17 protein-coding genes are annotated in these 21,937 nt (G+C 65.4%); 8 read left to right on the top strand and 9 right to left on the bottom strand.

The window, feature by feature from the left end:
• Positions 1-51: 51 nt before the first annotated feature.
• Genes AB7Z56_RS31785 through AB7Z56_RS31775 form a run of 3 tightly spaced genes read left to right on the top strand, consistent with a single transcriptional unit; the run spans position 52 to position 5,694 of the window.
• Positions 52-834, top strand: coding sequence for an ImuA family protein (locus AB7Z56_RS31785; RefSeq protein WP_063984620.1), 783 nt, complete (start codon positions 52-54; stop codon positions 832-834).
• Complete coding sequence (locus AB7Z56_RS31780; protein WP_063984619.1) at positions 737-2,323, top strand: Y-family DNA polymerase; 1,587 nt, start codon at positions 737-739, stop codon at positions 2,321-2,323. The genes AB7Z56_RS31785 and AB7Z56_RS31780 overlap by 98 nt, the downstream gene beginning before the upstream one ends.
• Positions 2,320-5,694, top strand: a complete 3,375-nt coding sequence (locus tag AB7Z56_RS31775) for an error-prone DNA polymerase (RefSeq protein WP_063984618.1) — start codon at positions 2,320-2,322, stop codon at positions 5,692-5,694. Before AB7Z56_RS31780 ends, AB7Z56_RS31775 begins: the two co-directional genes overlap by 4 nt.
• 255 nt (positions 5,695-5,949) lie before the next feature.
• Here the strand turns inward: AB7Z56_RS31775 and AB7Z56_RS31770 are convergent, their stop codons facing one another.
• Both AB7Z56_RS31770 and AB7Z56_RS31765 read right to left on the bottom strand, forming a co-directional pair.
• Positions 5,950-6,720 (bottom strand): SDR family NAD(P)-dependent oxidoreductase, encoded by a 771-nt coding sequence (locus tag AB7Z56_RS31770; protein WP_063984617.1) that lies wholly within the window; start codon positions 6,718-6,720, stop codon positions 5,950-5,952.
• A 176-nt stretch (positions 6,721-6,896) separates the two neighbouring features.
• Complete coding sequence (locus AB7Z56_RS31765) at positions 6,897-7,184, bottom strand: hypothetical protein (RefSeq protein WP_063984616.1); 288 nt, start codon at positions 7,182-7,184, stop codon at positions 6,897-6,899.
• 113 nt (positions 7,185-7,297) lie between these two features.
• Here AB7Z56_RS31765 and AB7Z56_RS31760 point away from each other — a divergent pair, with 113 nt between their 5' ends.
• From AB7Z56_RS31760 to AB7Z56_RS31750, 3 genes are all read left to right on the top strand, one after another.
• Positions 7,298-8,710: a CoA transferase gene (locus AB7Z56_RS31760; RefSeq protein ID WP_063984615.1), complete on the top strand. Its 1,413-nt coding sequence runs from the start codon at positions 7,298-7,300 to the stop codon at positions 8,708-8,710.
• Positions 8,711-8,855: 145 nt separating this feature from the next.
• Positions 8,856-10,100: an efflux RND transporter periplasmic adaptor subunit gene (locus AB7Z56_RS31755; protein WP_063984614.1), complete on the top strand. Its 1,245-nt coding sequence runs from the start codon at positions 8,856-8,858 to the stop codon at positions 10,098-10,100.
• Positions 10,101-10,129: 29 nt separating this feature from the next.
• Positions 10,130-13,246 (top strand): efflux RND transporter permease subunit, encoded by a 3,117-nt coding sequence (locus AB7Z56_RS31750; RefSeq protein WP_063984613.1) that lies wholly within the window; start codon positions 10,130-10,132, stop codon positions 13,244-13,246.
• Positions 13,247-13,266: 20 nt separating this feature from the next.
• Here AB7Z56_RS31750 and AB7Z56_RS31745 read toward each other — a convergent pair whose 3' ends face one another.
• From AB7Z56_RS31745 to AB7Z56_RS31725, 5 genes are all read right to left on the bottom strand, one after another.
• On the bottom strand, positions 13,267-14,229 hold the full coding sequence (locus AB7Z56_RS31745; protein WP_063984612.1) for an amidohydrolase family protein: 963 nt from the start codon (positions 14,227-14,229) through the stop codon (positions 13,267-13,269).
• 46 nt (positions 14,230-14,275) lie between these two features.
• Positions 14,276-14,839, bottom strand: coding sequence for a hypothetical protein (locus tag AB7Z56_RS31740; RefSeq protein WP_063986554.1), 564 nt, complete (start codon positions 14,837-14,839; stop codon positions 14,276-14,278).
• A 25-nt stretch (positions 14,840-14,864) separates the two neighbouring features.
• Complete coding sequence (locus AB7Z56_RS31735) at positions 14,865-16,295, bottom strand: TolC family outer membrane protein (RefSeq protein WP_283018544.1); 1,431 nt, start codon at positions 16,293-16,295, stop codon at positions 14,865-14,867.
• A gap of 188 nt (positions 16,296-16,483) precedes the next feature.
• Positions 16,484-17,263 carry an enoyl-CoA hydratase gene (locus tag AB7Z56_RS31730; protein WP_063984610.1) on the bottom strand — a complete coding sequence of 260 codons (780 nt, stop codon included), beginning with the start codon at positions 17,261-17,263 and terminating at the stop codon, positions 16,484-16,486.
• Between the two features lie 162 nt (positions 17,264-17,425).
• Positions 17,426-18,061 carry a hypothetical protein gene (locus AB7Z56_RS31725; protein ID WP_063984609.1) on the bottom strand — a complete coding sequence of 212 codons (636 nt, stop codon included), beginning with the start codon at positions 18,059-18,061 and terminating at the stop codon, positions 17,426-17,428.
• 289 nt (positions 18,062-18,350) lie between these two features.
• Between AB7Z56_RS31725 and AB7Z56_RS31720 the strand changes: the two genes are divergently transcribed.
• Positions 18,351-18,896 carry a sigma-70 family RNA polymerase sigma factor gene (locus AB7Z56_RS31720; protein ID WP_028146986.1) on the top strand — a complete coding sequence of 182 codons (546 nt, stop codon included), beginning with the start codon at positions 18,351-18,353 and terminating at the stop codon, positions 18,894-18,896.
• 2 nt (positions 18,897-18,898) lie between these two features.
• Positions 18,899-19,537 (top strand): NrsF family protein, encoded by a 639-nt coding sequence (locus tag AB7Z56_RS31715; protein WP_014496784.1) that lies wholly within the window; start codon positions 18,899-18,901, stop codon positions 19,535-19,537.
• A gap of 10 nt (positions 19,538-19,547) precedes the next feature.
• On the opposite strand, the gene AB7Z56_RS31710 is transcribed toward AB7Z56_RS31715, so the two are convergent.
• Together AB7Z56_RS31710 and AB7Z56_RS31705 are read right to left on the bottom strand one after the other, a co-directional pair.
• Complete coding sequence (locus tag AB7Z56_RS31710) at positions 19,548-20,651, bottom strand: DUF2336 domain-containing protein (RefSeq protein WP_063984608.1); 1,104 nt, start codon at positions 20,649-20,651, stop codon at positions 19,548-19,550.
• A gap of 63 nt (positions 20,652-20,714) precedes the next feature.
• A complete protein-coding gene (locus AB7Z56_RS31705; protein WP_063984607.1) occupies positions 20,715-21,872 on the bottom strand; it encodes a GGDEF domain-containing protein in 1,158 nt (385 codons plus the stop codon).
• Positions 21,873-21,937: the final 65 nt, after the last annotated feature.

Here is a 21,937-nt window from a genome sequence, read left to right as displayed (position 1 = left end):
AGGTTCTTATTTTTGAGAACCTCGGCAATCACCTCTGAAGGAGCGGCGTATATGAGCGGCGCACGGATGAACGCGCTTGCGACCTTGCGCGGCCAGATCGAGCGCATCGAGACGGCGGAGGTCGTGCATCAGCACGATCGCGTCGCGCTCGGCCACGACGAGGTCGACAGCGCGCTGAAGGGCGGGCTCGCGCGCGCGGTGATCCACGAGGTGTTTTGCGAGGGCCGGCAGGGAACCGCCGCGACGGGTTTTGTCATGGGGCTTGCGGGGCGTGTCTCGCGGCGCCGGCCGCTGCTGTGGGTGCGGCAGGATTTTTCGGAACTCGAGACCGGCGCGCTGTCGATGAGCGGGCTTGCCGAGATCGGTCTCGATCCGCGCCGCGTGGTGATGGTGCGCGCCGCCGATGTCGAGAGCGCGTTGCGGACCTCGGCCGATGCGCTCGCCTGCGACGCGCTTGGCGCCGTCGTGCTCGAGCTCTGGGGTGAGACGCGGCAGTTCGATCTCGTGGCGAGCCGTAAGCTGACACTGGCCGCGCAATCGTCCGGTGTCACCGGCCTGATGTTGCGGATGGCCGCGCAGCCGCTGCCCTCGACCGCGGAGACGCGATGGATGCTGCGCGCGGCGCATTCGCCGCCGGGCCCGGCATGGAGTGCCTGGGGCGCGCCGCGCTTCGATGCCGAGCTCTTGCGCAATCGTCATGGCCCCTGCGGCCGGTGGATCATGGAATGGAAATGTGATGAGTGCCAGTTCTCTGAACCGTCGACGTATCCTCAGCCTGTGGCTGCCACGCCTGCCCATCGATCGGATTCAGCGGTTCTTCGGCGCGCTGGGTAAGACCAATGATCCGAGCATCGTCGTCATCAAGGACAACAATGCGCTGGTGATCCATGCGCTGGACGAAGCCGCCGAGCGCCTCGGCTTGCACATCGGCCAGCCCCTGGCCAATGCACGGGCGATGTGTCCGGACTTGAAAGTGTTCGACGCCGATGTCGTGGCCGATGCGAAGACGCTCAGCGACGTCGCCGACTGGTGCGATCGCTTCACGCCGCTGGTGGCGCTCGATCCGCCGCACGGGCTGTTTCTGGACATCACCGGCTGCGCGCATCTGTTCGGCGGCGAGGCTGCGTTGTTGCAGACCTTCGTCCGCGGGCTCGCCCGTCAGGGTTTTGCCGTCAGCGCGGCGATCGCCGGCACCTCGGTCTGCGCGCGCACGCTGACGCGGCAGGCCTCCGGCACCATCGTCGCCGATGGCGGGGAGGCGGCGGCGGTCAGCCGGCTGCCGGTGTCCGCGCTCGGTGCGGGCGAGGCCATCACCACGGGCCTGCGTCGCGCCGGCCTGAAAACCATCGGCGATGTCGCCTCGCGCGAGCCGCATGAGATCACGGCGCGGTTCGGCGCGCGGTTCTCCACGCTGCTCGCGCATGCGCAGGGGCATGGCGATGCCCCGATCAATCCGCGCAAACCGCTGCCGGATTACATCGTGGAGAAGCGCTTTGCCGAACCGATCGCCACCGACACCATGATCGCGATGACGCTGTCGCGGCTGGCCGACACGCTGATCGCGTCCATGGAGAAGCAGGGCAAGGGTGCGCGGCGCCTGGAAGCCGCCTTCTTTCGCACCGACGGCGTGGTGCGCGCGATCATGGTCGAGACCGGGCGGCCGGTCACGCAAAGCAAAGTCATCGACCGGCTGTTCCGCGAGCGCCTCGATGCGCTCGCCGATCCGCTGGATCCCGGCTTCGGTTTCGACATGGTACGACTGTCGGCAAGCCGCACCGAGATCGTGGTGCAGGAGCAGCGCGATCTCGACGCCCATGTCCATGACAATGACGAGCTCGCCGCGCTGATCGACCGCATCGCCGCGCGCATCGGCGGAAAGCGCGTCGTCGTGCATTTGCCTGAGGATACCCATATCCCGGAATGTGCGGTGCTGGCCGCGCCTGCCCAGCACCATCTCGCCGTGGCCATGCAGGCCGAATGGCCGGCGCGCGCCGAGAGCGAGCCGCCGCTGCGCCCCCTGCGGCTGTTCGACAGACCGGAGCCGATCAAGGTGCCGTTCGCGACCGTGCCCGACGGCCCGCCGCATCAGTTCACCTGGCGGCGCGCGCTGCATGCGGTGGTGCGGGTGGAAGGGCCCGAGCGCATCGCGATGGAATGGTGGCGGCAGGACGGCAAGCAATTGACGCGGGATTATTTCCGCATCGAGGATGCCGAAGGCCTGCGCTTCTGGATCTTTCGCGACGGTCTTTACGAAGGAGAGGTGTTCGACGACGAAGGTAAACCCATTCCCCCCAACTGGTATGTGCACGGTCTCTTCGCATGAACACGCCCGCTTATGCCGAGATCGGCATCACCACCAACTTCTCCTTCCTGCGCGGCGGCTCGGATCCGCGCGCCTATGTGCATCAGGCGAGCATCCTCGGCATTCCCGTGATCGGCATTGCCGACCACAACACGCTCGCCGGCGTCGTGCGCGCCTACAAGGAGCTCGACAATGACAAGGTGCTGCACAAGCCGAAATTGCTGATCGGCGCGCGCATCGTTTTCATCGACGGAACGCCCGACATTTTTGTCTATCCGCGCGACCGCGCCGCCTATGGCCGGCTGTGCCAGCTCCTCACCAGGGGCAAGCGCGGCGACGACATCACGCGGATCGAGAAGGGCGAATGCCATCTCACTTTTGTCGACCTTCTTGAGTTTTCCGAGGGCCAGCTCCTGGTCCTGACGCTGCCGCATCGCTTCGAGCCCGCGCAGGCGCTGGATGTTCTCGCCAAGCTTAAGGACAGCCGCGCCGAGGGCGTGTGGCTGGCGGCGAGCCTGGTCTATCGCGGCGACGACCGCCGCCGCCTGGCGCGGCTCGATGATCTCGCCGCCAAAGCAAACGTGCCGCTGCTCGCAACCAACGAGGTGCTCTATCACCATCCCGGCCGCCGCCCGCTCCAGGACGTGCTCACCTGCATCCGGGAAAAGACCACGATCGAGGCGGTCGGACGGAAGCTCGAAGCCAATGCCGAGCGCTTCCTGAAGACGCCACGCGAAATGTCGCGGCTGTTCCGAGATTTTCCCGAGGCGATCGCGGAGACCATGCGCTTTGCGGGCAAGATCGATTTCACGCTCGACCAACTCAAATACCAGTATCCGGACGAACCTGTGCCGCGGGGCAAGACCGCGCAGGGGCATCTGGAGGATCTGACCTGGGCGGGCGTGCAGACATATTTCGGCGGCAACATCGATGACAAGCTTCGCGCGACCCTGAAGAAAGAGCTCGCGCTGATCGCAGAGCTGAAATACGCGCACTACTTCCTCACCGTGCACGACATCGTGCATTATGCGCGCAGCCAGAACATCCTGTGCCAGGGGCGGGGATCGGCGGCGAACTCAGCGGTCTGCTACGTGCTCGGCATCACCTCCGTTAATCCGACCAGCGTCGATCTCCTGTTCGAGCGCTTCATCTCCAAGGAGCGGCTGGAGCCGCCTGACATCGACGTCGATTTCGAGCATTCGCGGCGCGAGGAGGTGATGCAATATGTCTATCGCCGCTACGGCCGCCACCGCGCCGCGATCATCGCCACGATCATCCATTACCGCCCGCGCAGCGCCATCCGTGACGTCGGCAAGGCGCTGGGCCTGACCGAGGACGTCACCGCTGCGCTTGCCGACACCGTCTGGGGAAGCTGGGGCAAGGGCCTCAACGACATGCAGGTCAGGCAGGCCGGGCTCGATCCCAACAATCCCATGATCAACCTCGCGGTCGAGCTCGCGACCGAGCTGATCGAATTCCCGCGCCATCTCTCCCAGCATGTCGGGGGCTATGTACTGACGCAGGACCGGCTCGACACCTATGTGCCGATCGGCAACGCCGCGATGGACGACCGCACCTTCATCGAATGGGACAAGGACGACGTCGACGCGCTCAACATGATGAAGGTCGACGTGCTCGCGCTGGGCATGCTGACCTGCATCCGGAAATGTTTTGATTTGATCGACCACCACAAGGGCAAGCGCTGGGTGCTGGCGAGTGTCCCTCAGGACGATCCCAAGGTTTACGACATGCTGTGTGCTGGGGAATCCCTCGGCGTATTCCAGGTCGAGAGCCGCGCCCAGATGAACATGTTGCCGCGGTTGAAGCCGCGGACCTTCTACGACCTTGTCATCGAAGTCGCGATCGTGCGGCCGGGGCCAATCCAGGGCGACATGGTGCATCCCTATTTGCGACGGCGTAACGGGATCGAGAAAGTGACCTATCCCTCGCCATCGCCCGAGCATGGTCCCGCGGATGAGCTCTACAAGGTGCTGCACAAGACGAAGGGCGTGCCGCTGTTTCAGGAACAGGCCATGCGAATCGCGATCGAAGCAGCAAAGTTCACCTCCGAGGAGGCTAACGGCCTGCGCCGCTCAATGGCGACCTTCCGCAATGTCGGCACCATCGGCCAATACGAGGAGAAGCTGATCGGCAACATGGTCGCGCGCGGCTACGATCCCAACTTCGCCAGAAGCTGCTTTGACCAGATCAAGGGCTTTGGCTCCTACGGTTTTCCAGAGAGCCATGCCGCGAGCTTTGCTCAGCTCGTCTACATCTCGTCATGGCTGAAATATCATCACCCCGATGCGTTCTGTTGCGGCCTGTTGAACTCGCAGCCCATGGGCTTTTACGCGCCGGCGCAGATCGTCGGCGACGCCCGCAAGAACGGCGTCGAGGTGCGCGACATCGACGTATCCTGCAGCTTTGCGCAAAACACGCTGGAGAACACCGACGGCAAATACTGCGCCGTGCGCCTGGGCTTCCGTCAGATCGACGGCTTTCACTGGCTCGATCCCGATGAGGAGTTGCTCAAAGAGGCGCAGGCGAAACGGCAAGGCAAGGTCTACGTCACTCAGAAAGACTGGGCCGACCTGATCATCGACGCCCGCAACAGCGGTCCCTTCACCTCGCTCGAAGACTTCGCCCGCGACACCGGGCTGCCCAAGCGTGCGCTGATCCTGCTCGCGGATGCCGACGCGTTCCGCTCGCTCGGCCTCGACCGCCGCGAGGCGCTGTGGCAGGTGCGGCGGCTGCCCGACGACGTGTCGCTGCCGCTGTTCGAGGCCGCGACCGCGCGCGAGCAGCCGGACGAGCACGCAAAACCGTTGCCGGAGATGCCGCGGGCCGAGCAGGTGGTCGCGGACTACCAGACCATCCGGCTATCGCTGAAGGGCCATCCGATGGAATTTTTGCGCGAGATGTTTTCGCGCGAGCGTGTGGTGGCCTGCAGGGACGTCAGCCATGAGAACGAGCGGCGCCGCGTCCGCTGCGCCGGCGTGGTGCTGGTGCGGCAGCGGCCGGGCAGCGCCAGCGGCGTCGTGTTCATGACGCTGGAGGACGAGACCGGCATCGCGAATGTCGTGGTGTGGCCCAAGATCATGGAGCAGTACCGCAAGGAGGTGATGGGCGCGCGCCTCATCCTGGTCGAGGGCTATATCCAGAGCAGCCCCGAAAAGGTGACGCATCTCATCGCCCAGCGCATGGTCGACCGCTCGCACGATCTGGTCGGCCTCGCCAACGACGCGCTGAGCCGCAAGCATCCGGTGCCGGCAGGCGCCGATCTGATCGAGCCCCTCAACGACGATCCCGGGGCCCACGCGGATATGCCGGCGCAAAAAATCCGTCACCCCCGCAACGTCCGCATCCTGCCGCCATCGCGGGATTTTCATTGAGAATGTGACGCAGAATGTCGCCACACCGTCATTGCGAGCGCAGCGAAGCAATCCAGACTGCCGCCCGCGGAAAGACTCTGGATTGCTTCGCTGCGCTCGCAATGACGAGCTTGTTGAGCCGGGCCGTGTCAGACTCTCGGTGTCATACCCCGCGAAAGCGGGGTATCCAGTACGCTGCGGCCCCTCGGCTCTAGCCGAGCCGTCTCTGGAATACTGGGTCGCCCGGTCAAGCCGGGCGACGACAGTGTGCTCGTCTCAAAAATTCACCCGGTTCGAGATCGCGCCGTCCACGACGAGATTGGAGCCCGTGGTGAACCCCGACACCGGGCTTGCCAGAAACACCGCCGCGCTTGCGATCTCCTGTGGCGTTGCCATGCGGCCCGTCGGATTGCGCTTCATCGCATCATTGTAGCGCTCCGGCATCTTCTGCTCGATCATATTCCAGACGCCGCCCTTGAAATAGACCGTGCCGGGCGACACCACGTTGACGCGGATCTTCTTCTTTGCGTATTGCCGCGCCAATCCCTTGGCCATGTGGATCAGCGCCGCCTTGATCGGGCCGTAGGAGCTGGCGAGATCGGCCTGCGCCGCCGAGATCGAGGAGATGATGACGAAGGCGGCATCTCCGCTCTTTTCGCCGCTGGCCTCGAGGAACGGCCGCGCGGCGTCGAACGCATGCACGGCGCCGAGCACGTCGAGCCGGAAGTTCTGCTCCCAGGATGCTGCATCGTGGCCCTGCGCCATCGCGCCGGCATTGGCGAACAGCAGGTCGACGCCGCCGAGCTCCTTTGCAGCGGTCTCGATCCAAGATTTCAGCGCCGCGCCGTCGGTGACGTCGACCGGTCCGCCGCTGGCACGGATTCCGCTTGCCTTGAGTTCAGTGACGGTCGCCGCAACCTGATCCGCGTTGCGCGCGCACACCGCGACATTGGCGCCTTCGCCGGCCAGCGTTGCCGCAATCGCCCGCCCGATGCCGCGCGTGCCGCCGAGGACGATGGCGTTCTTGCCTTTGAGACCGAGATCCATTGTTTGGTTTTCCTTTTTGTTGGTGCAAAGAGTGTAGCCGTTTCAGGAGACATGCTGAACTCTCCAATTCGTCATTGCGAGCGTAGCGAAGCAATCCAGAAATGCATCCGCAGAGACAGTCTGGATTGCTTCGTCGCAAGGGCTCCTCGCAATGACGACGCGGAGAGGCGGTTCCCTCACTCCGGTGCCGCCCCCACCGGCGGGCCGCCGGGCGGGCGGTGCAGGAAGGTCAGCGAGGCGTAGGCGCCGGCCCAAGAGCCGATCGCCGCGAAAGCGACATAGAACGGGTTTTCGGTGTAGCTGATCACGGCGTAGGAGGAGAGCAGGTACCAGACCGCGCTCCAGTTCGCCGCCGGCACGCGCTTGCGCGCGATCACGGCCGAGGTGAACATGACATAGACTGCGTCGGTGGCCGCCGTTGCGATGAACACGGCGCCTGCGGTGAGGGGATCTACGGCAGCCATTGCATTCCTTTCTGCGATCATGACATGGTCGCGAAAACTACAGCATGATCCGGAAAATGCGCAGCGGATTTCCGAAAGGATCATGCTCAAATCTGAAAGGGAGAGAAGCGGTCATGCAAAGCCCCGCCGATATTCTTAGGGATCTCTGGACCTCCATCGGCGGCGACAGGGCCGCGCTCGGACGCGTGCGGCTGACCGGCGAGGAGTCGCAAATTCCGTCCTCATTTCGCGTCGCTGTCGCCGGACAGACGACGATCGCCGCCGCCGGCCTTGCCGCCGCCGAAATCTGGAGACTGCGCAGCGGTGAGACGCAGGACGTCTCCGTCGACATGCGCCACGCCGTCGCCGAATGCCGTTCGGAGCGTTATTTGCGCCTCGACGACAAGCCACCACCGCCAGCCTGGGACGCCATCGCCGGTGTCTACAAGACCGGCGACAACCGCTTCGTCCGCTGTCACACCAATTTCCCGCATCATCGCGACGCCGTCTGCAACGTGCTCGGCTGCGAGCCCGAGCGCGACAAGGTTCAGGCCGCGTTGATGCAATGGAAGGGCGAGGATTTTGAAACTGCGGCCTATGCCGCGGGCGGCGTCGTCGCCCTGATGCGTTCCTACGACGAATGGTCCGCGCTGCCGCAGGCGCGCGCGCTCGCCGAACTGCCGCTGGTCTCGATCGAGAAGATCGGCGAGGCCCCGCCAAAGCCGTGGCCGCAGGGATTGTCGAACGGCGATCGTCCGCTTTCCGGGCTGCGCGTGCTCGATCTCTCGCGCGTCATCGCAGGCCCCGTTGCCGGTCGCACGCTCGCCGCGCACGGCGCGGATGTGCTGCTCGTCTCGGGGCCGGAGCTGCCGGCCATTCCCTGGCTCACCATCGATACCGGCCGCGGCAAGCTCACCACGTTGGTCGAGCTGAAAAGCGAGGCGGGCAGGGCGCAGCTGCGCGAGCTGTTGAAGGGCGCGGACATCTTCTCGCAAGGCTATCGCCCGCGAGCGCTCGCAGCCCTCGGGTTCGCGCCGGAGGATGCAGCGAACATCAATCCCGGCATCGTCTATGTCACGCTGTCGGCCTATGGCCATGCCGGCCCCTGGGCGGAGCGGCGCGGTTTCGATTCACTGGTGCAGACCACGACGGGCTTCAACCACGCCGAGGGGCAGGCCGCGGGCATCGACGGTCCCAAGGAATTGCCGGCGCAGATGCTCGACCATGCCACCGGCTATCTGATGGCGTTCGGTGCGATGATGGCCAAGGCACGCCAGGCCCGCGAGGGCGGGAGCTGGCACGTGCGCGTGTCGCTGGCGCAGACCGGACGCTGGCTGTGGAAGCTCGGCCGGCTCGATGGCGGCCTGGATACCCCGGATCTTACGGGCGAGGCCGTACATGCTGCATTCATCGAGTCCGTGCCATCTGGCTTCGGCACGTTGAAGGCGGTGCGCCATTCTGCGCTGCTGTCGACCACGCCGGCGCGATGGAGCCGCCCGGCGATGCCGCTCGGCAGTCATCCGCCACAGTGGCCGGCGCGAAACTGACGTGAAGCTGACGCGATGCAATATTTTAACGCAAACGGAAAGGTGGCTGGCGTTTTTTAGGTTGTTTGAAATCCCAATTCAGCACTATTAGCGCGACCGATAAGGCAGGCGTCTGCCGAGATCGTCGCAGACTTGACCGGGCCCCATGGTAGTTGAAAATACCAAGCGATTGCAGGTGTTTACAAAACAACGGGTGATCACATCCGTAGTTTTACTGGCACTCGCCTGCGCCGGTGCCTATGGCTTCCTGCGTGCGGGGGCCAAGGAAAAGAGCCACTCCGAGGTCTCCAGCCAGTCGCGCAGGAATGCGCAGAATTTCACGCCGACGCCGTCCGAGTGGGCGACGCTGACGATCGAGCCGGTCAAGGCCAAGACCTTCCGGGCCGAATATGTCACCGAGGGCAAGGTCGCGGTCGACGAGGATCGCTCGACGCCGGTGTTCTCGCCCTATGCGGGCCGGGTGACCAAGCTGCTCGCCAAGCCGGGCGAGATGCTGAAGCAAGGTCAACCGCTGTTCACGATCGAGGCCGCCGACACCGTGCAGGCCCAGAACGATTTCATCGCGGCGATGACCGCGCAGAACAAGGCGAAGTCTGCGATCGATCTTGCCGACATCCAGTTCAGGCGCGCCAAGGACCTCTATGAGGGCCGCGCCATTCCGCTGAAGGACTATCAGCAGGCCGAAACGACCCAGGTCCAGGCGCAGAACGACGTGCGCTCCTCGGGGACGGCGCTGGAAGCCGCGCGCAACAAGCTGCGCATCCTCGGCTTCACCGACGAGACCATCAAGGCATTCCAGGACAAGGGCGTCATCGATCGGGAGATCACGATCTATTCGCCGATCTCCGGCACCGTCGTGCAGCGCAAGATCGGTCCGGGCCAATACGTCAATTCCGGCGCCAGCGATCCGGTCTTCGTGATCGGCGACCTCTCCACGGTCTGGCTCACCGCCTTCGTGCGCGAGAGCGATGCGGCCGCGGTGTGCATCGGCCAGGACATCAGCGTCAACGTGATGGCGCTGCCGGGCCACCCCCTGACCGCCAAGATCAACTACGTCGCCGCCGCCATCGATCCCAACACCCGCCGCCTGCTGGTTCGCGCGACCATCGACAACAAGGACGGCCTGCTCAAGCCGGAAATGTTCGCCAACGTCACGATCTATTCGGCCGGCGACCGTGCCGCGCCGGCGGTGCCGAAGCAGGCTTTGATCTACGAGGCCGACAAGGTCCGCATCTGGGTCGCGCGCGAGGACAAGTCGGTCGAGCTGCGCCAGATCAAGACCGGCCTCATCAATGGCAATTTCGTCGAGGTCACCAGCAATCTGAAGCCAGGCGAGCAGGTCGTCACCAAGGGCAGCCTGTTCATCGACCGCGCGGCGTCCGGTAGCTGATCGACGACCCAAGAAAATTGAAGACCTGAATGGATCGTCTCGTCGCCCTTGCCGTCAACCGGCGCTTCCTGATGGTCGGGATGTTCTTCGCCGTGCTGATCGGCGGCCTGATCGCGTTCAACCAGCTCAACATCGAGGCCTATCCCGATCCGACGCCGCCGATGGTCGACATCGTGACGCAGAGCCCGGGCCTGTCGGCGGAAGAGATCGAGCGCTACATCACGATTCCAATCGAGACCCAGGTCGCGGGTCTGAAGAACCTCACGACGATCCGCACCATCTCGCTCTACGGCCTCTCCGACATCAAGCTCCAGTTCTCCTTCGCCTACACCTATGACGAGGCGCAGCAGCAGGTCTTGAACCGCCTGGCGCAGCTCGCGCCGCTGCCGGGTAATGTGCAGCCGCAGATCTCGCCGCTCAGCCCGATCGGCGAAATCTTCCGCTACCGCCTCGTCGGTCCGCCGAACTACAGCGTGCTCGATCTCAAGACCATCCAGGACTGGATTCTGCAGCGCCGCTTCCGCGCCGTGCCCGGCGTCATCGACGTCACCGGCTGGGGCGGCAAGAGCAAGACCTACGAGCTCCAGGTCGATTTCAACAAGCTGGTCGCCAACGGCCTGACACTGCCGCAATTGCTCCAGGCGGTCAGCAATTCCAACGTCAATGTCGGCGGCAACACCGTCAATATCGGCCAGCAATCGGCCGTGGTACGCGGCGTCGGCCTGATCCGTTCGATCGACGACCTCGCCAACACCATGGTCTCGCAGACCAACGGCAATCCGGTGCTGGTCAAGGACGTCGCCACCGTCACTGTCGGCCAAAAACCCCGTCTCGGCATTGCCGGCATCGACGATTCCGACGACATCGTGCAGGGCATCGTCCTGATGCGCCGCGGTGAGCAAAGCTCGCCAACCATCAAGCGCGTCCACCAGCTCGTTCAAACCATCAACAACTCCAGCATCCTGCCGCCCGGCGTGCGCATCGAGCGCATCTACGATCGCGGGGACCTGATCGAACTCACCACCCACACCGTGTTGCACAACATGGTGGTCGGCATCCTGCTCATCGTACTGTTGCAGTGGATGTTCCTCGGCGATCTCCGCAGCGCGCTGATCGTCGGCGCCACGATTCCGTTCGCGCTGTTCTTCGCCGTGATCATCCTGGTGCTACGCGGGGAATCCGCGAATCTGCTGTCGGTCGGCGCGATCGATTTCGGCCTCATCGTCGACGCCACCGTCATCATGGTGGAAGCGATCTTCCGCCGCCTGACGCAGACCACGCCGGTGTCGGAATCCGAGCAGATGTCGCCCGAGACGCTGTTCGGCATGAAGAGCCACGCCATCCTCAGCGCCGCCGCCGACGTGTCGCGCTCGATCTTCTTTGCCGCCGCCATCATCATCGCGGCGTTCCTGCCGTTGTTCACGCTGTCCGGCGTCGAGGGCAACATCTTCGGGCCGATGGCGCGCACCTATGCCTATGCGCTCGCCGGCGGGCTGCTCGCGACCTTCACGGTTACCCCGGCGCTGTCCGCGATCATTCTGCCTGCGCATCTCGAGGAGACCGAGACGAGGGTCATGCGGATCCTGCACCGGATCTACATGCCGGTGCTGAATTGGGCCGTCGCCAACCGCGGCATCATGCTCGGCGGCGCGGTCGGTCTCGTGCTGATGACGGTGGCGCTCAGCCGCCTGCTCGGCCTCGAATTCCTGCCCAAGCTGGAAGAGGGCAATCTCTGGATCCGCGCCACGCTGCCGCCGACCATCTCGCTCCAGGAAGGCAACACCTACGTCAACGAGATGCGCAAGCTGATCCGTGCCCGGCCCGAGGTGGAATCCGTGGTGTCGCAGCATGGCCGCCCCGATGACGGCACCGACGCTGCCGGCTTCTTCAACGCCGAGTTCTTCGCCCCCCTCAAGCCCGCAAGCCAATGGCCGGGAACGCACGACAAGGAAGAGTTGACCGCGCAGCTGTTGAAGCAGCTCGACGATCGCTTCCCCGGCGTCGAATTCAACTTCTCGCAATATCTCCAGGACAACGTCTCCGAAGCCGTCTCGGGCGTGAAGGGCGAGAACTCGATCAAGCTGTTCGGCAGCGATCTCCAGGCGCTCACCGACACCGCCAACAAGATCAAGTCGGTGCTGGCGACAGTGCAAGGCGTCACCGACCTTGCGGTGTTCACCTCGCTCGGGCAGCCGACCATTCAGATTGACATCGACCGTGCCAAGGCCGCGCGCTATGGGCTCGCGCCCGGCGACATCAACGCCACGATCAAGGTCGCGATCGGCGGCGATACCGCGGGCGATCTCTACGAGCCGGGCTCCGATCGTCACTTCCCGATCATCGTCCGCCTCGCGCCGGAATATCGCAGGAGCGCCGAGGCGATCCAGAATTTGCGCATCGGCGCGCCTGGCCCCAACGGCACCGTCACGCAGATTCCCCTGAGCGAGGTCGCCACCATCAGCCTCGTCTCCGGTGCCGCCTACATCTATCGCGAGCAGCAGGAACGCTATCTGCCGATCAAGTTCTCGGTGCGCGAGCGCGACCTCGGCAGCGCGATCCGCGAGGCGCAACAGAAGGTCGCCGAGCAGGTGCAGCTGCCGCCCGGCGCGCACATGGACTGGGTCGGCGAGTTCGGCAATCTCCAGGACGCCATCCGCCGGCTGTCGATCGTGGTGCCGATCTCGCTGGCGCTGATCGGCGTGCTGCTCTGGTTCAATTTCGGCTCGATGACCGACACGCTGCTCGCCATGAGCGTGATTCCGATGGCGATCTTCGGCGGCGTGCTCGGTCTCTTGATCACCGGCACCGCCTTCAGCGTCTCCGCCGCGATCGGATTCATCGCGCTGTTCGGCATTGCGGTCATGGACGGCATCATCATCCTGTCGCAGTTCAACCAGCTGATCGAAGAAGGCATGGACCGCGTGAGCGCGGTGATACGCACCGGCGAGTTGCAGCTCCGGCCGGTGCTGATGACCTGCGTCGTTGCCGGCGTCGGCCTGCTGCCGGCGGCGCTGTCGGAAGGCATCGGCTCGCAGGTGCAGAAGCCGCTCGCCGTCGTCGTCGTCACCGGCATGATGCTCGCGCCGGTCGTGATCCTGGTGACCTTGCCGGTCCTGATCTCCTTCTTCTCCCGCCGCGCGCGCTGATCGCGCGCCGTCGCCGCGCCTCAGAATCCGTAGAGACGCGCGGGATTGTCGACCAGGATCTTCTTGCGCACCTCCGCATCCGGCGCCCACACAGGAAGCTGGTTGAGGAGCCGGCCGTCTTCGATCTGATAGAAGGGCGCGATGTCGGTGGGCTTGCGTCCCTCGACGGGGCTGGAATCCGGATGCGGCCAGTCGGTGCCCCAGACGATGCGGTCCGGGTTCGCCGCGATCAGCGCCCGGGCATAGGGCACCATGTCCTGATAGTCGGGCGCGAGGTTCGACGAGCGATAGGCTCCCGAGATCTTCACATAGGCCTTGCCGGATTTGACGAGCGCGACCAGGTCGGAGAATCCCGGCTGCTCCAGTCCGAGCGACGCCTCGAGGCCGCCGAAATGGTCGAACACGGCCGGCACGGGCGAAGCCAGCACGAGCTCCTTGATCGCCGAGATCATCGGCAGCGTGGTGTAGAGCTGCACGTGCCAGCCGCGCGCCTTCATGCGCTCGACGGCGGCGGTGAAGCGCGCGCGGCCGACATTCGGATCGCTGACGCCGCCGGTGGCGAGATTGATGCGACTGCCGCGAAAACCGTCCGCCTGCATCGCGTCGAGCTGTGCTTCGGTCGTCTTGTCGTCGATCACGGCCACTCCGCGCGCTGTCGCGCCGCGCGCCTTCATGCCGAACAAGGTGGAGGAATTGTCGGTGCCGTAGACGCTCGGCGTCACGATCACCACGCGCTCGATATGCAGCGCCTTGTGCAGCGCCGCCATTTCCTCGGGGCTTGCCGGTTCCGGCGTATAGACGCGCCCCGCGAAGAACGGAAACTTTTCGACGTCACCATGGATGTGCGTGTGGCAATCGCAGGCAAGGGCCGGAACGTCGAAATCGACCGGCGTCGCGGGCTGCGCCGCACGGGCGTGAGCTTTGTTGGTCATGGCTACTCCGGCGGCAAGGGAGGCAAGCAGGACGCTGCGTCGGTTGAGCATGGTTCTCTCCCTGCTTCGTTATTTTTGAGGTGGGACCGGAACGGTATCACATCAGCCGGGTAACCAACTCCGCTTCGCTGCATAGCTGCTCGACAAGATCCGCAAGCCGGCGTGAGCCGTCGATCCGCACGACCGGGCAGGGCAGGCCCGCGAGCCAGGCTTCATCTTTTGTGAGACTGCGGCCCTCGCGATCGCCGGCTTCGTAGCGCGAGGCCCATTCGACGAACGACTCCGTCTCCTCATGACGCCAGCCACCCTGTGCGACGGCATCAGCTCCGAAATGCGTAGCCTCGCGGCCACGCAGGCGCTGCAAGCGAAGCTCGCGCGGCGTCGTCACGAAGACGACAAGATCGAAGAACGGGACGAGCTCGTCGCCCCAGCCGGTGACGGTTCCGCTCAGCACCCAATCGAGACGCGGCAGAAACATTTCGCGCATCAGGCGCAGACGATCCGCGGCAGTGCGTGTCGTCTGGTAGGGCGGCGCGGTCGGCAGCCAGAAATAATCGTCGCTGTCGTGATGCGGCAGCGCAAGCCGGCCGGCGAGCGCGCGACCGAGCGTCGTCACGCCGGAGCCCGAAGCTCCCATCAGATGGATGCGGCGGCTCTTCATCGGCATCAGGCCAGACGATTTGAAACTACTGCCCCGACGGCGTGCGCAGGCCGTGCCAGGCGTCGCGGACCTGCTGGTAATGCACCTCGGGCAGATAGTCCGGCGTGTTGAGGCTAAGCGTCTTGACGTCGAGATGGCCGACGGCGCTGAGCAGCGTGTAGGAGGCGATGACGCGGTCGCGCAGTGCGCCGATCAGGCGGGCCTTGGCCTGGATCAAATCGGCCTGCGAGTTCAGCACGTCCACCGTCGTGCGCTGCCCGCCGGCGGCCTCGCGCTGCACGCCCTGGAGCGCGACGGTCGCGGCCTTCACCTCTGATTCGGAAGCGGAGACCGTGATCTTGGCGCCCTCATTGGCGACCCAGGCGCTGGTCGCCGCCGTGCGCGCCTGGTTGCGGACCTGGTCGAGCACGAGCCGGCTCTGCGCCGTGATCTCCTTGGCCTGTCGGGTCTGTGCGGCGGCCTGGCCGCCGTCGTAGATCGGCGCGGTGACGTTGGCGACGATCGAGGCCTGGTCTTCGGCGATGGTGCTCAGCGTCGGGTCGTTGCTGCGGCTCTTGCTGGCGCTGCCCTGAAGACTGGCGCTCGGCAGCAGCGCGCCCTCGGCGACGCGGATGTTGGTCGAGGCGACATCGACGTCGAAGCCCGCCGCCATCACCGCCGGGTGCTGGCGGATCGCCGTCGTCAGCGCATCCTCGCGGCTCTTCGGCAGATAGCGGTCGACGACTTCGGCGGGCCGAAGCTGCGTTGGCGCATTGCCGATCACCTGCGCGTAGACCGCCTGGCTCACCGCCAGCGCGACTTCCGCGGCGTTGAGATCGGCGAGCCCCCGGCTGAGCCGCGCCTCGGCCTGGGCGCTGTCGGTCGGCGTGACGTCGCCGGCGTTGAGGCGGCGCTGAGTGACGGCGAGCGTCTCGCGCAGGAACGCGACGTTGGAGCGTTGCGCCTCGACCAGTGACTGGTTGGCGAGCACGTTGGTGTAGGCGGTGACCGCGTCGAGCAGCACGCCCTGACCGACATTGCGCAGCGCCTCGCGGCCGGACTGCACCTGAAGTTCCGCGGCGCGGACGCTGTTGGCGGTGCGGAACCCGTTGAACAGGGTCTGCGTCACGGTGACGCCGATGATCCACGGCTTCAGATTGGCGGTCTGGATCGTGTTGTCGGGCAGCAAATTGCGCACCGATTGCAGGCCGGCGCTGAGGCTTGCCACGATCTGCGGCCGGTAGCCGGCGAGCGCCTGCGGCACGTTTTCATCCGTGGCGCGTTGCCGCGCGCGCTCGGCATTGAGCTGCGGGTTGGTCTGGTAGGCCTTGGCGAGCGCCTCCGGCAGGGCTTCCGCCCATGCGGCTGAGGGCAGGGCGCAACAGAGCGCCAGCGTGGTCCATGTCGCAAGCACAGGACCCACGCCCGATCGATGCCGCGTCATCACGCGACCAACTCTGGCGGCACGCCCAATCATGTAATCCTGCTAAACCCCGGCTGTCCGCCCCCGCCGACGGTGGCCTCTTAACTGTTTAACCAGCCGGGGTCCCGCAGGCAAACTGCCGCGGGGAAAACCCCCATCTATTCCGTGCTTGTTGCAGGTGCGTCACAGGGTTTCTGCACCAGAGCGGCGAAGCCTTACACCAGCCTGACCGCCCGCGGCTATTACCGGTTCTTGTTCACCGGCTTGCGCTTCTCGATGAACGCCGCCATGCCCTCGGAGCGGTCCTCCAGCGCGAAGGTCGCGTGAAACAGGTTGCGCTCGACGCTCATGCCTTCGGCGAGCGTGGTCTCGAAGGCGCGGTTGACCGCTTCCTTGGCCATGGCGACGGCGGGCCGCGACATCGATGCGATCTTCTCGGCGGCTTCCATGACCTCGTCCATGAGCCTGTCGGCGGGCACGATGCGGCTGACGAGGCCTGAGCGCTCCGCTTCCGCCGCATCCATCATGCGGCCGGTGAGGCAGAGGTCCATCGCCTTCGACTTGCCGATCGCGCGGGTCAGGCGCTGGGTGCCGCCGATGCCGGGAATGGTGCCGAGCGTGATTTCGGGCTGGCCGAACTTGGCGGTGTCGGCGGCGATGATGAAGTCGCACATCATGGCGAGCTCGCAGCCGCCGCCGAGCGCATAGCCCGCGACCGCGGCGATGGTCGGCTTGCGGCAGCGCGCGACGCGGTCGCCGCCGATCGCGGCGAAATCCTCGGAGAACATGTCGATGAAGCCTTTCGGCTGCATCTCCTTGATGTCGGCGCCGGCGGCAAAGGCCTTCTCGCTGCCGGTCACGACGATGCAGCCGATGGCGTCATCGGCCTCGAGATCGTCGACGGCCGCGGCGATCTCGCGGAAGACGCCGAAGGAGAGCGCATTGAGCATCTTCGGCCGGTTCAGCTTGATGATGCCGACCGCGCCTTTGCTCTCGACGATGATGTGTTCGAACGTGCTCATGCTCCACCCACGCGTTTGATTGGGCGGGCAATGTGCCCGCTGGCGCGGTGGGCTTCAAGGGCCGAAAAGCTGTCGGAACGAGGCCGTCCGGAACGCGCGGCGAGACGCGCGTTCCGGACGAGGTCCCTCACCCCAAAATCAGGCCAAAAATCAGGCCAAGCATCAAGCGAAGAACATGCGTGCGGCAGAGGCCAGCGTCAGCAGCGTGCCGACGCCGATGAAGATCTTGCCGATCAGCGAGCTCTGGTCCCAGGCCGAGCTGTGGCTGCTCGCCATCACCGGCGCCGGCCGCGCGTCGGTTGCGGCGATCACCGCCTTCTGTGCCGGCGGGTCCTGTTGGAGGGCGCGGTCGATGTCGTTGAGCTGATCGGGCGCCACCACCTGAGCCTCGTCATTCGGCGCGGTGGTATTATCGGCTGCAGCCTGAACGTTGTCGTTGGCGCGGCCGGTCAACGCGGAGGCCGCGGCAGCCGTCGGCGTATCGGCTGCGGCGATCTGCGCGTTGGCGTTGGCGACTGCCGGCGGCATCTGGCTCAAGGCCGGCACGTCGTTTTCGGCCTTCGCCGCGCCGTCCTTCTTGTCGGCCTTGTCGTCGGATTTCTGCGCCGTCTTGCCGCTGTCGCGGTGGCGCGATGCATGGTGCCGCTGCTTGCTCGGCTTGACTACGTCGGCCTGGTTGCTCGCGCTGTCCGATTTGCTGCTTGCGGCTGAACTCGGTGCCGCCTGTGCAGCGGCTCCGACCAGCACGAAAAGGCCGGCAAGAAGAATCAGTGCGGCGCGCCCGCTGGCTTTCATCATGTTGACGATCTCCCCAATTCCGCCTGTCCCGGGACCGAACAGAGCCCCTGGGGCGTGACCACAGCGGGGCAAAAAATGGGAATCTTCGGGCTATCCCGGGCAAAAGCGGGGCAAACCGCCGCCTCGCAACCGGCCGCCGGATGCGGACGGGACCGATCGGTGTTATGAGCCGTCGCGGGTTTCGACGGCCGCATCGCGTGGCGAGGCACGGCGAAGATCACGAAGTCGTGATCGTTCTGGTGCCGGCGTAACAAACTGAAAGAGCTGCCGAATTGCATGGTGAGGGCGCGTGCGCGGACGTGAGGACGAGTGGACCGGCCTGATGCGGTCGGCCATGGCAGGCGATGATGCGGCGTATCATCGCCTGTTGAAGGCGGTCACGCCTGTGCTGCGCGCTGCCGCGAGGCGGGGTCTGGCGCGGGCCGGGCAGCCTCCCGACCAGGCCGAGGATATCGTGCAGGAGATTTTGTTGGCGGTGCATCTGAAGCGGCACACCTGGGACAGCGAAGCCCCCTTCGCCCCGTGGCTGTTTGCGATCGGGCGCAACAAGCTGATCGATGCGCTCCGGCGGCGGGGCCGGCGGGTCTTCGTCAACATCGACGATTTCGCCGAGACGCTGCCGGGCGAGGCGCCGCAGGAGACAGCCTCGGCGGCCGAGGTCGCAACGCAGCTCGATACGCTGCCGCAGCGCCAGCGCGACGTGCTGCAGTCGATCGCCGTCGACAGCGCTTCGATCAAGGACACGGCGTCAAAGTTTTCGATGAGCGAAGGTGCGGTGCGGGTCGCGCTGCATCGCGGACTTGCGGCGCTGACTGCCAAACTGCGGGACCACTAGTCATGGATACCGATCAACTCATTCGCTCGCTCGCGGCCGACAACGCGCATCGCGCGCCGCGCGTCGGCGCCGTGCTGACGATGGCGCTGCTGGTGGCGGCACCGTTCTCGATCCTGATCTTCGCCAGCTTCCTGGGCGTGCGGCCCGACGTGATGACCGCGATGCATAATCCGTTCTTCGACACGAAGTTCGCGGTCACGCTGTCGCTTGCGATCCCCGCGATCATCGTCAGCCTGCATCTGTCGCGGCCCGAAGCCTTGATGCGCGGCTGGGGCTGGCTGCTGCTGCTTCCCGTCGGCCTGCTTGCGGTTGCGATCGGCAGCGAGACCATGATGGCTCCGGCGATGCCGATGACGATGCGGCTGGTGGGCAAGAACTCCCGGGTGTGCATGCTCGCGATCCCCGCGATGTCGCTGCCGCTGCTTGCGGGCGCGCTGTTCGGCCTGCGCCACGGCGCGCCGTCGCATCCTGCACTCGCCGGCGCGCTCGCCGGCCTGCTGTCGGCCGGCCTTGCCGCAACGCTCTACGCCTCGCACTGCACCGACGACTCGCCGCTGTTCGTCGCGACCTGGTACACGATCGCGACGGCGCTCGTGACCGCGATCGGCGCCTACGCGGGTTCGAAAGTTTTGCGCTACTAGCGCGCCGGCCTCACGCCACCGGCGTCGTGCCCTGCTGCATGCGGTGGAAGCGCAGCACCTGCTGCGCGGTCGATGAGCGCAGGGCCTCGTAGGCATCGCGCAGCGTCAGCATGTCGGTCTTCGAGCCGCCCGAGAGCTTTTCGCGCATGGCGATGATCGCGCGGACGCTCGACCATTGCATGCCCGCGACCTTGGCGAGGACCATCACACCCTCGTTGCGGCTCTCGATCATCATGTTCTCGGCGGTCTCGACCGCGACGCCCGCGAGCGCCGCGAGCCCCGCATTGGTCTCGTCGAACTTGCCCTGCTCGGCGAAGCTGGTGACCTGGAACTCGTTGAGACGACCATCCTCGTGCAGCGATCTCACCAGCGCGCGCGCCATTTCGGTCTGCCTGGTCATGGCGGCGGCGCGGACCCGCTGGGTCGCTTCCTGGACCACGCTGGACACTTCGTCCGCGAGCTCCGGATGCGCGGTCTCGAGCTTCCTGCGCACGCTCAGGGACGCCTTGGCGATCAGCTTCAGGTAGTGATGGCGCGGCAGGTCGGGCCGCAGGCCGATGCAGGTGGCGAGGTCATCGTCGCGTTCGGCGCGCGTGACGAGGTCGGTGAAACTTCCCTCGGAGAGCTGCGCGCCCGGATTGCTGACGGTCGATTGCACGACGTCTTCGTTGCCGCGCGCCACCAGCACGTCGGTCAGTGCTTCCGACAGCACCCGCCGCAGCGAGATCGCCTTGAGATGCGCCTGGCTCCTGGTGCGCGCGATCTCGATCAGGGTCGCCTCGTCCAGCCGTTCCGATTTCGAGAGCACGGGTCCGGAGACTTCGATCACCTCGTCGAGCGCGAGCGTGCGGATGATCTTGGGCGGCGCGGCCGCGATCGGCGCGAGACGGTTGGCGAGCAGCGTTCTCGCCGAGGCCTCGATCTGCTCGATCAGGCACTGGAACACGTCGTCGAACACCCTGATGTGCTCGTCGGAATAATCCACCGCATTGTTGATGAAGAGATCGGTGACGCGGCGCAGGGCCTCGACCCGGCGCGCGACGGTGCCGTGCGAGAGCGCGGTCTGCAATTCCTCAAGCAGGTTCTCGGATGGTTTTTCGGATTTCGATCTCATGGCCCTGTCCTGGAGCGTTCGGTCCGGCTGCGGCTTCCGCGCAGCTAGGAAAAAATGGATTAGTCAGCTCGTTGCAATACGGTTGCGCCCTTGCGCCTTGGCGGAATAAAGCGCGCTGTCGGCGCGTGCGAGAAACGTGTCGGCAGTATCGTTGTCGCGCAGCGTCACGACGCCCGCGGAAATCGTCACCCGCATGCCCGGGGAAAATGCACTCCAGTCGAGATCGGCGACGATGCCGCGCAGCCGCTCGAGCATGCGCCCCGCCGCGCCGCCGTCGGTGCCCGGCAGCAGCAGCAGAAATTCCTCGCCGCCATAGCGGCCGAAAAAGTCGGCCGGGCGGATATTTGCAAAAATGGTGATGGCGAAGGTGCGCAGCACCTCGTCGCCGACGGGGTGGCCGTGGGCGTCGTTGATGCGCTTGAACCAGTCGAGGTCGATCAGCGCGATGGCGCAAGGTGCGGACGCCAGCTGCGACTTTTCGACCTCTGCATCGAGCAGCCGCATGATGCAGCGGCGGTTGTAGGAGCCGGTGAGCTCGTCGAGCTCGGCTAGCTCCTCGATGCGCTGATAGGCGGCCTTCAGCTCGATGCTGCGCCGGTACAGGACCTTTCGCAGGGTGGCGCCGAACAGGCCGAGGAAGGCGCACTGGCCGATCACCAGGACGAAGCACAGCATCGAGGCGGTCCGCTGGAGCTTCGTGGCGACTGGCATGCCGATCGGCAGGTCGGAGGCGAGGAAGACGGCCGCGAGGCAGGTCGTCGCGATCGCCCAGGTGAACATCGCCTGCGCCGAGGTCATGCGCAGCGTGCCGAAGGCGAAGATCAGGAACAGCACGCTGATGAAGGCGATGCCGAGGGTCGGCACCGACACCAGGAAGATGAACTGCAGCGCCATGTGCGCCGAGATCTGGAAGACGGTGAGATAATGGTCGCTGTGTCTGTCGCCGACGCCGGCTTCCGACATCACGACGAAGATGCCGATGATCATCAGGCCGCCGACCCAGAACAGCGACGGAACGTTCATCGGGACGACGCCGTCATGGGCATAGATCAGCAGCACGAAGGCGCCGAGCGAGTAGCTTGCGACCTGGCCGACATACATCTGCCGGCGTTGCCGGACCCGGCGTGCTCGTACCTCGGGCGCAGCCGCGTCGGGCATGAGAACGAGATCCGCGACCTCAGCGGCATTCCTCTCCGGTAAGGTCGTCGCGGCCGTGCTCATTGTCCCGCCAAGGGTGAATGTCGCCCAAAAATCTACGCGGCAAGCCTTTAGGTTTGGTATCCTTC

This window comes from Bradyrhizobium sp. 482_C4_N1_8, from assembly GCF_052075965.1.
Classification (GTDB): domain Bacteria; phylum Pseudomonadota; class Alphaproteobacteria; order Rhizobiales; family Xanthobacteraceae; genus Bradyrhizobium; species Bradyrhizobium barranii.
This window is presented reverse-complemented; position numbering and strand designations above follow the sequence as displayed.

Excerpts from the sequence above, each read along its gene's own strand:
- AB7Z56_RS31785 (WP_063984620.1), top strand. The coding sequence starts at position 52 with ATGAGCGGCGCACGGATGAACGCGCTTGCGACCTTGCGCGGCCAGATC.
- AB7Z56_RS31780 (WP_063984619.1), top strand. The coding sequence starts at position 737 with ATGAGTGCCAGTTCTCTGAACCGTCGACGTATCCTCAGCCTGTGGCTG.
- AB7Z56_RS31775 (WP_063984618.1), top strand. The coding sequence starts at position 2,320 with ATGAACACGCCCGCTTATGCCGAGATCGGCATCACCACCAACTTCTCC.
- AB7Z56_RS31770 (WP_063984617.1), bottom strand. The coding sequence starts at position 6,720 with ATGGATCTCGGTCTCAAAGGCAAGAACGCCATCGTCCTCGGCGGCACG.
- AB7Z56_RS31765 (WP_063984616.1), bottom strand. The coding sequence starts at position 7,184 with ATGGCTGCCGTAGATCCCCTCACCGCAGGCGCCGTGTTCATCGCAACG.
- AB7Z56_RS31760 (WP_063984615.1), top strand. The coding sequence starts at position 7,298 with ATGCAAAGCCCCGCCGATATTCTTAGGGATCTCTGGACCTCCATCGGC.
- AB7Z56_RS31755 (WP_063984614.1), top strand. The coding sequence starts at position 8,856 with ATGGTAGTTGAAAATACCAAGCGATTGCAGGTGTTTACAAAACAACGG.
- AB7Z56_RS31750 (WP_063984613.1), top strand. The coding sequence starts at position 10,130 with ATGGATCGTCTCGTCGCCCTTGCCGTCAACCGGCGCTTCCTGATGGTC.
- AB7Z56_RS31745 (WP_063984612.1), bottom strand. The coding sequence starts at position 14,229 with ATGCTCAACCGACGCAGCGTCCTGCTTGCCTCCCTTGCCGCCGGAGTA.
- AB7Z56_RS31740 (WP_063986554.1), bottom strand. The coding sequence starts at position 14,839 with ATGAAGAGCCGCCGCATCCATCTGATGGGAGCTTCGGGCTCCGGCGTG.
- AB7Z56_RS31735 (WP_283018544.1), bottom strand. The coding sequence starts at position 16,295 with ATGATTGGGCGTGCCGCCAGAGTTGGTCGCGTGATGACGCGGCATCGA.
- AB7Z56_RS31730 (WP_063984610.1), bottom strand. The coding sequence starts at position 17,263 with ATGAGCACGTTCGAACACATCATCGTCGAGAGCAAAGGCGCGGTCGGC.
- AB7Z56_RS31725 (WP_063984609.1), bottom strand. The coding sequence starts at position 18,061 with ATGATGAAAGCCAGCGGGCGCGCCGCACTGATTCTTCTTGCCGGCCTT.
- AB7Z56_RS31715 (WP_014496784.1), top strand. The coding sequence starts at position 18,899 with ATGGATACCGATCAACTCATTCGCTCGCTCGCGGCCGACAACGCGCAT.
- AB7Z56_RS31710 (WP_063984608.1), bottom strand. The coding sequence starts at position 20,651 with ATGAGATCGAAATCCGAAAAACCATCCGAGAACCTGCTTGAGGAATTG.
- AB7Z56_RS31705 (WP_063984607.1), bottom strand. The coding sequence starts at position 21,872 with ATGAGCACGGCCGCGACGACCTTACCGGAGAGGAATGCCGCTGAGGTC.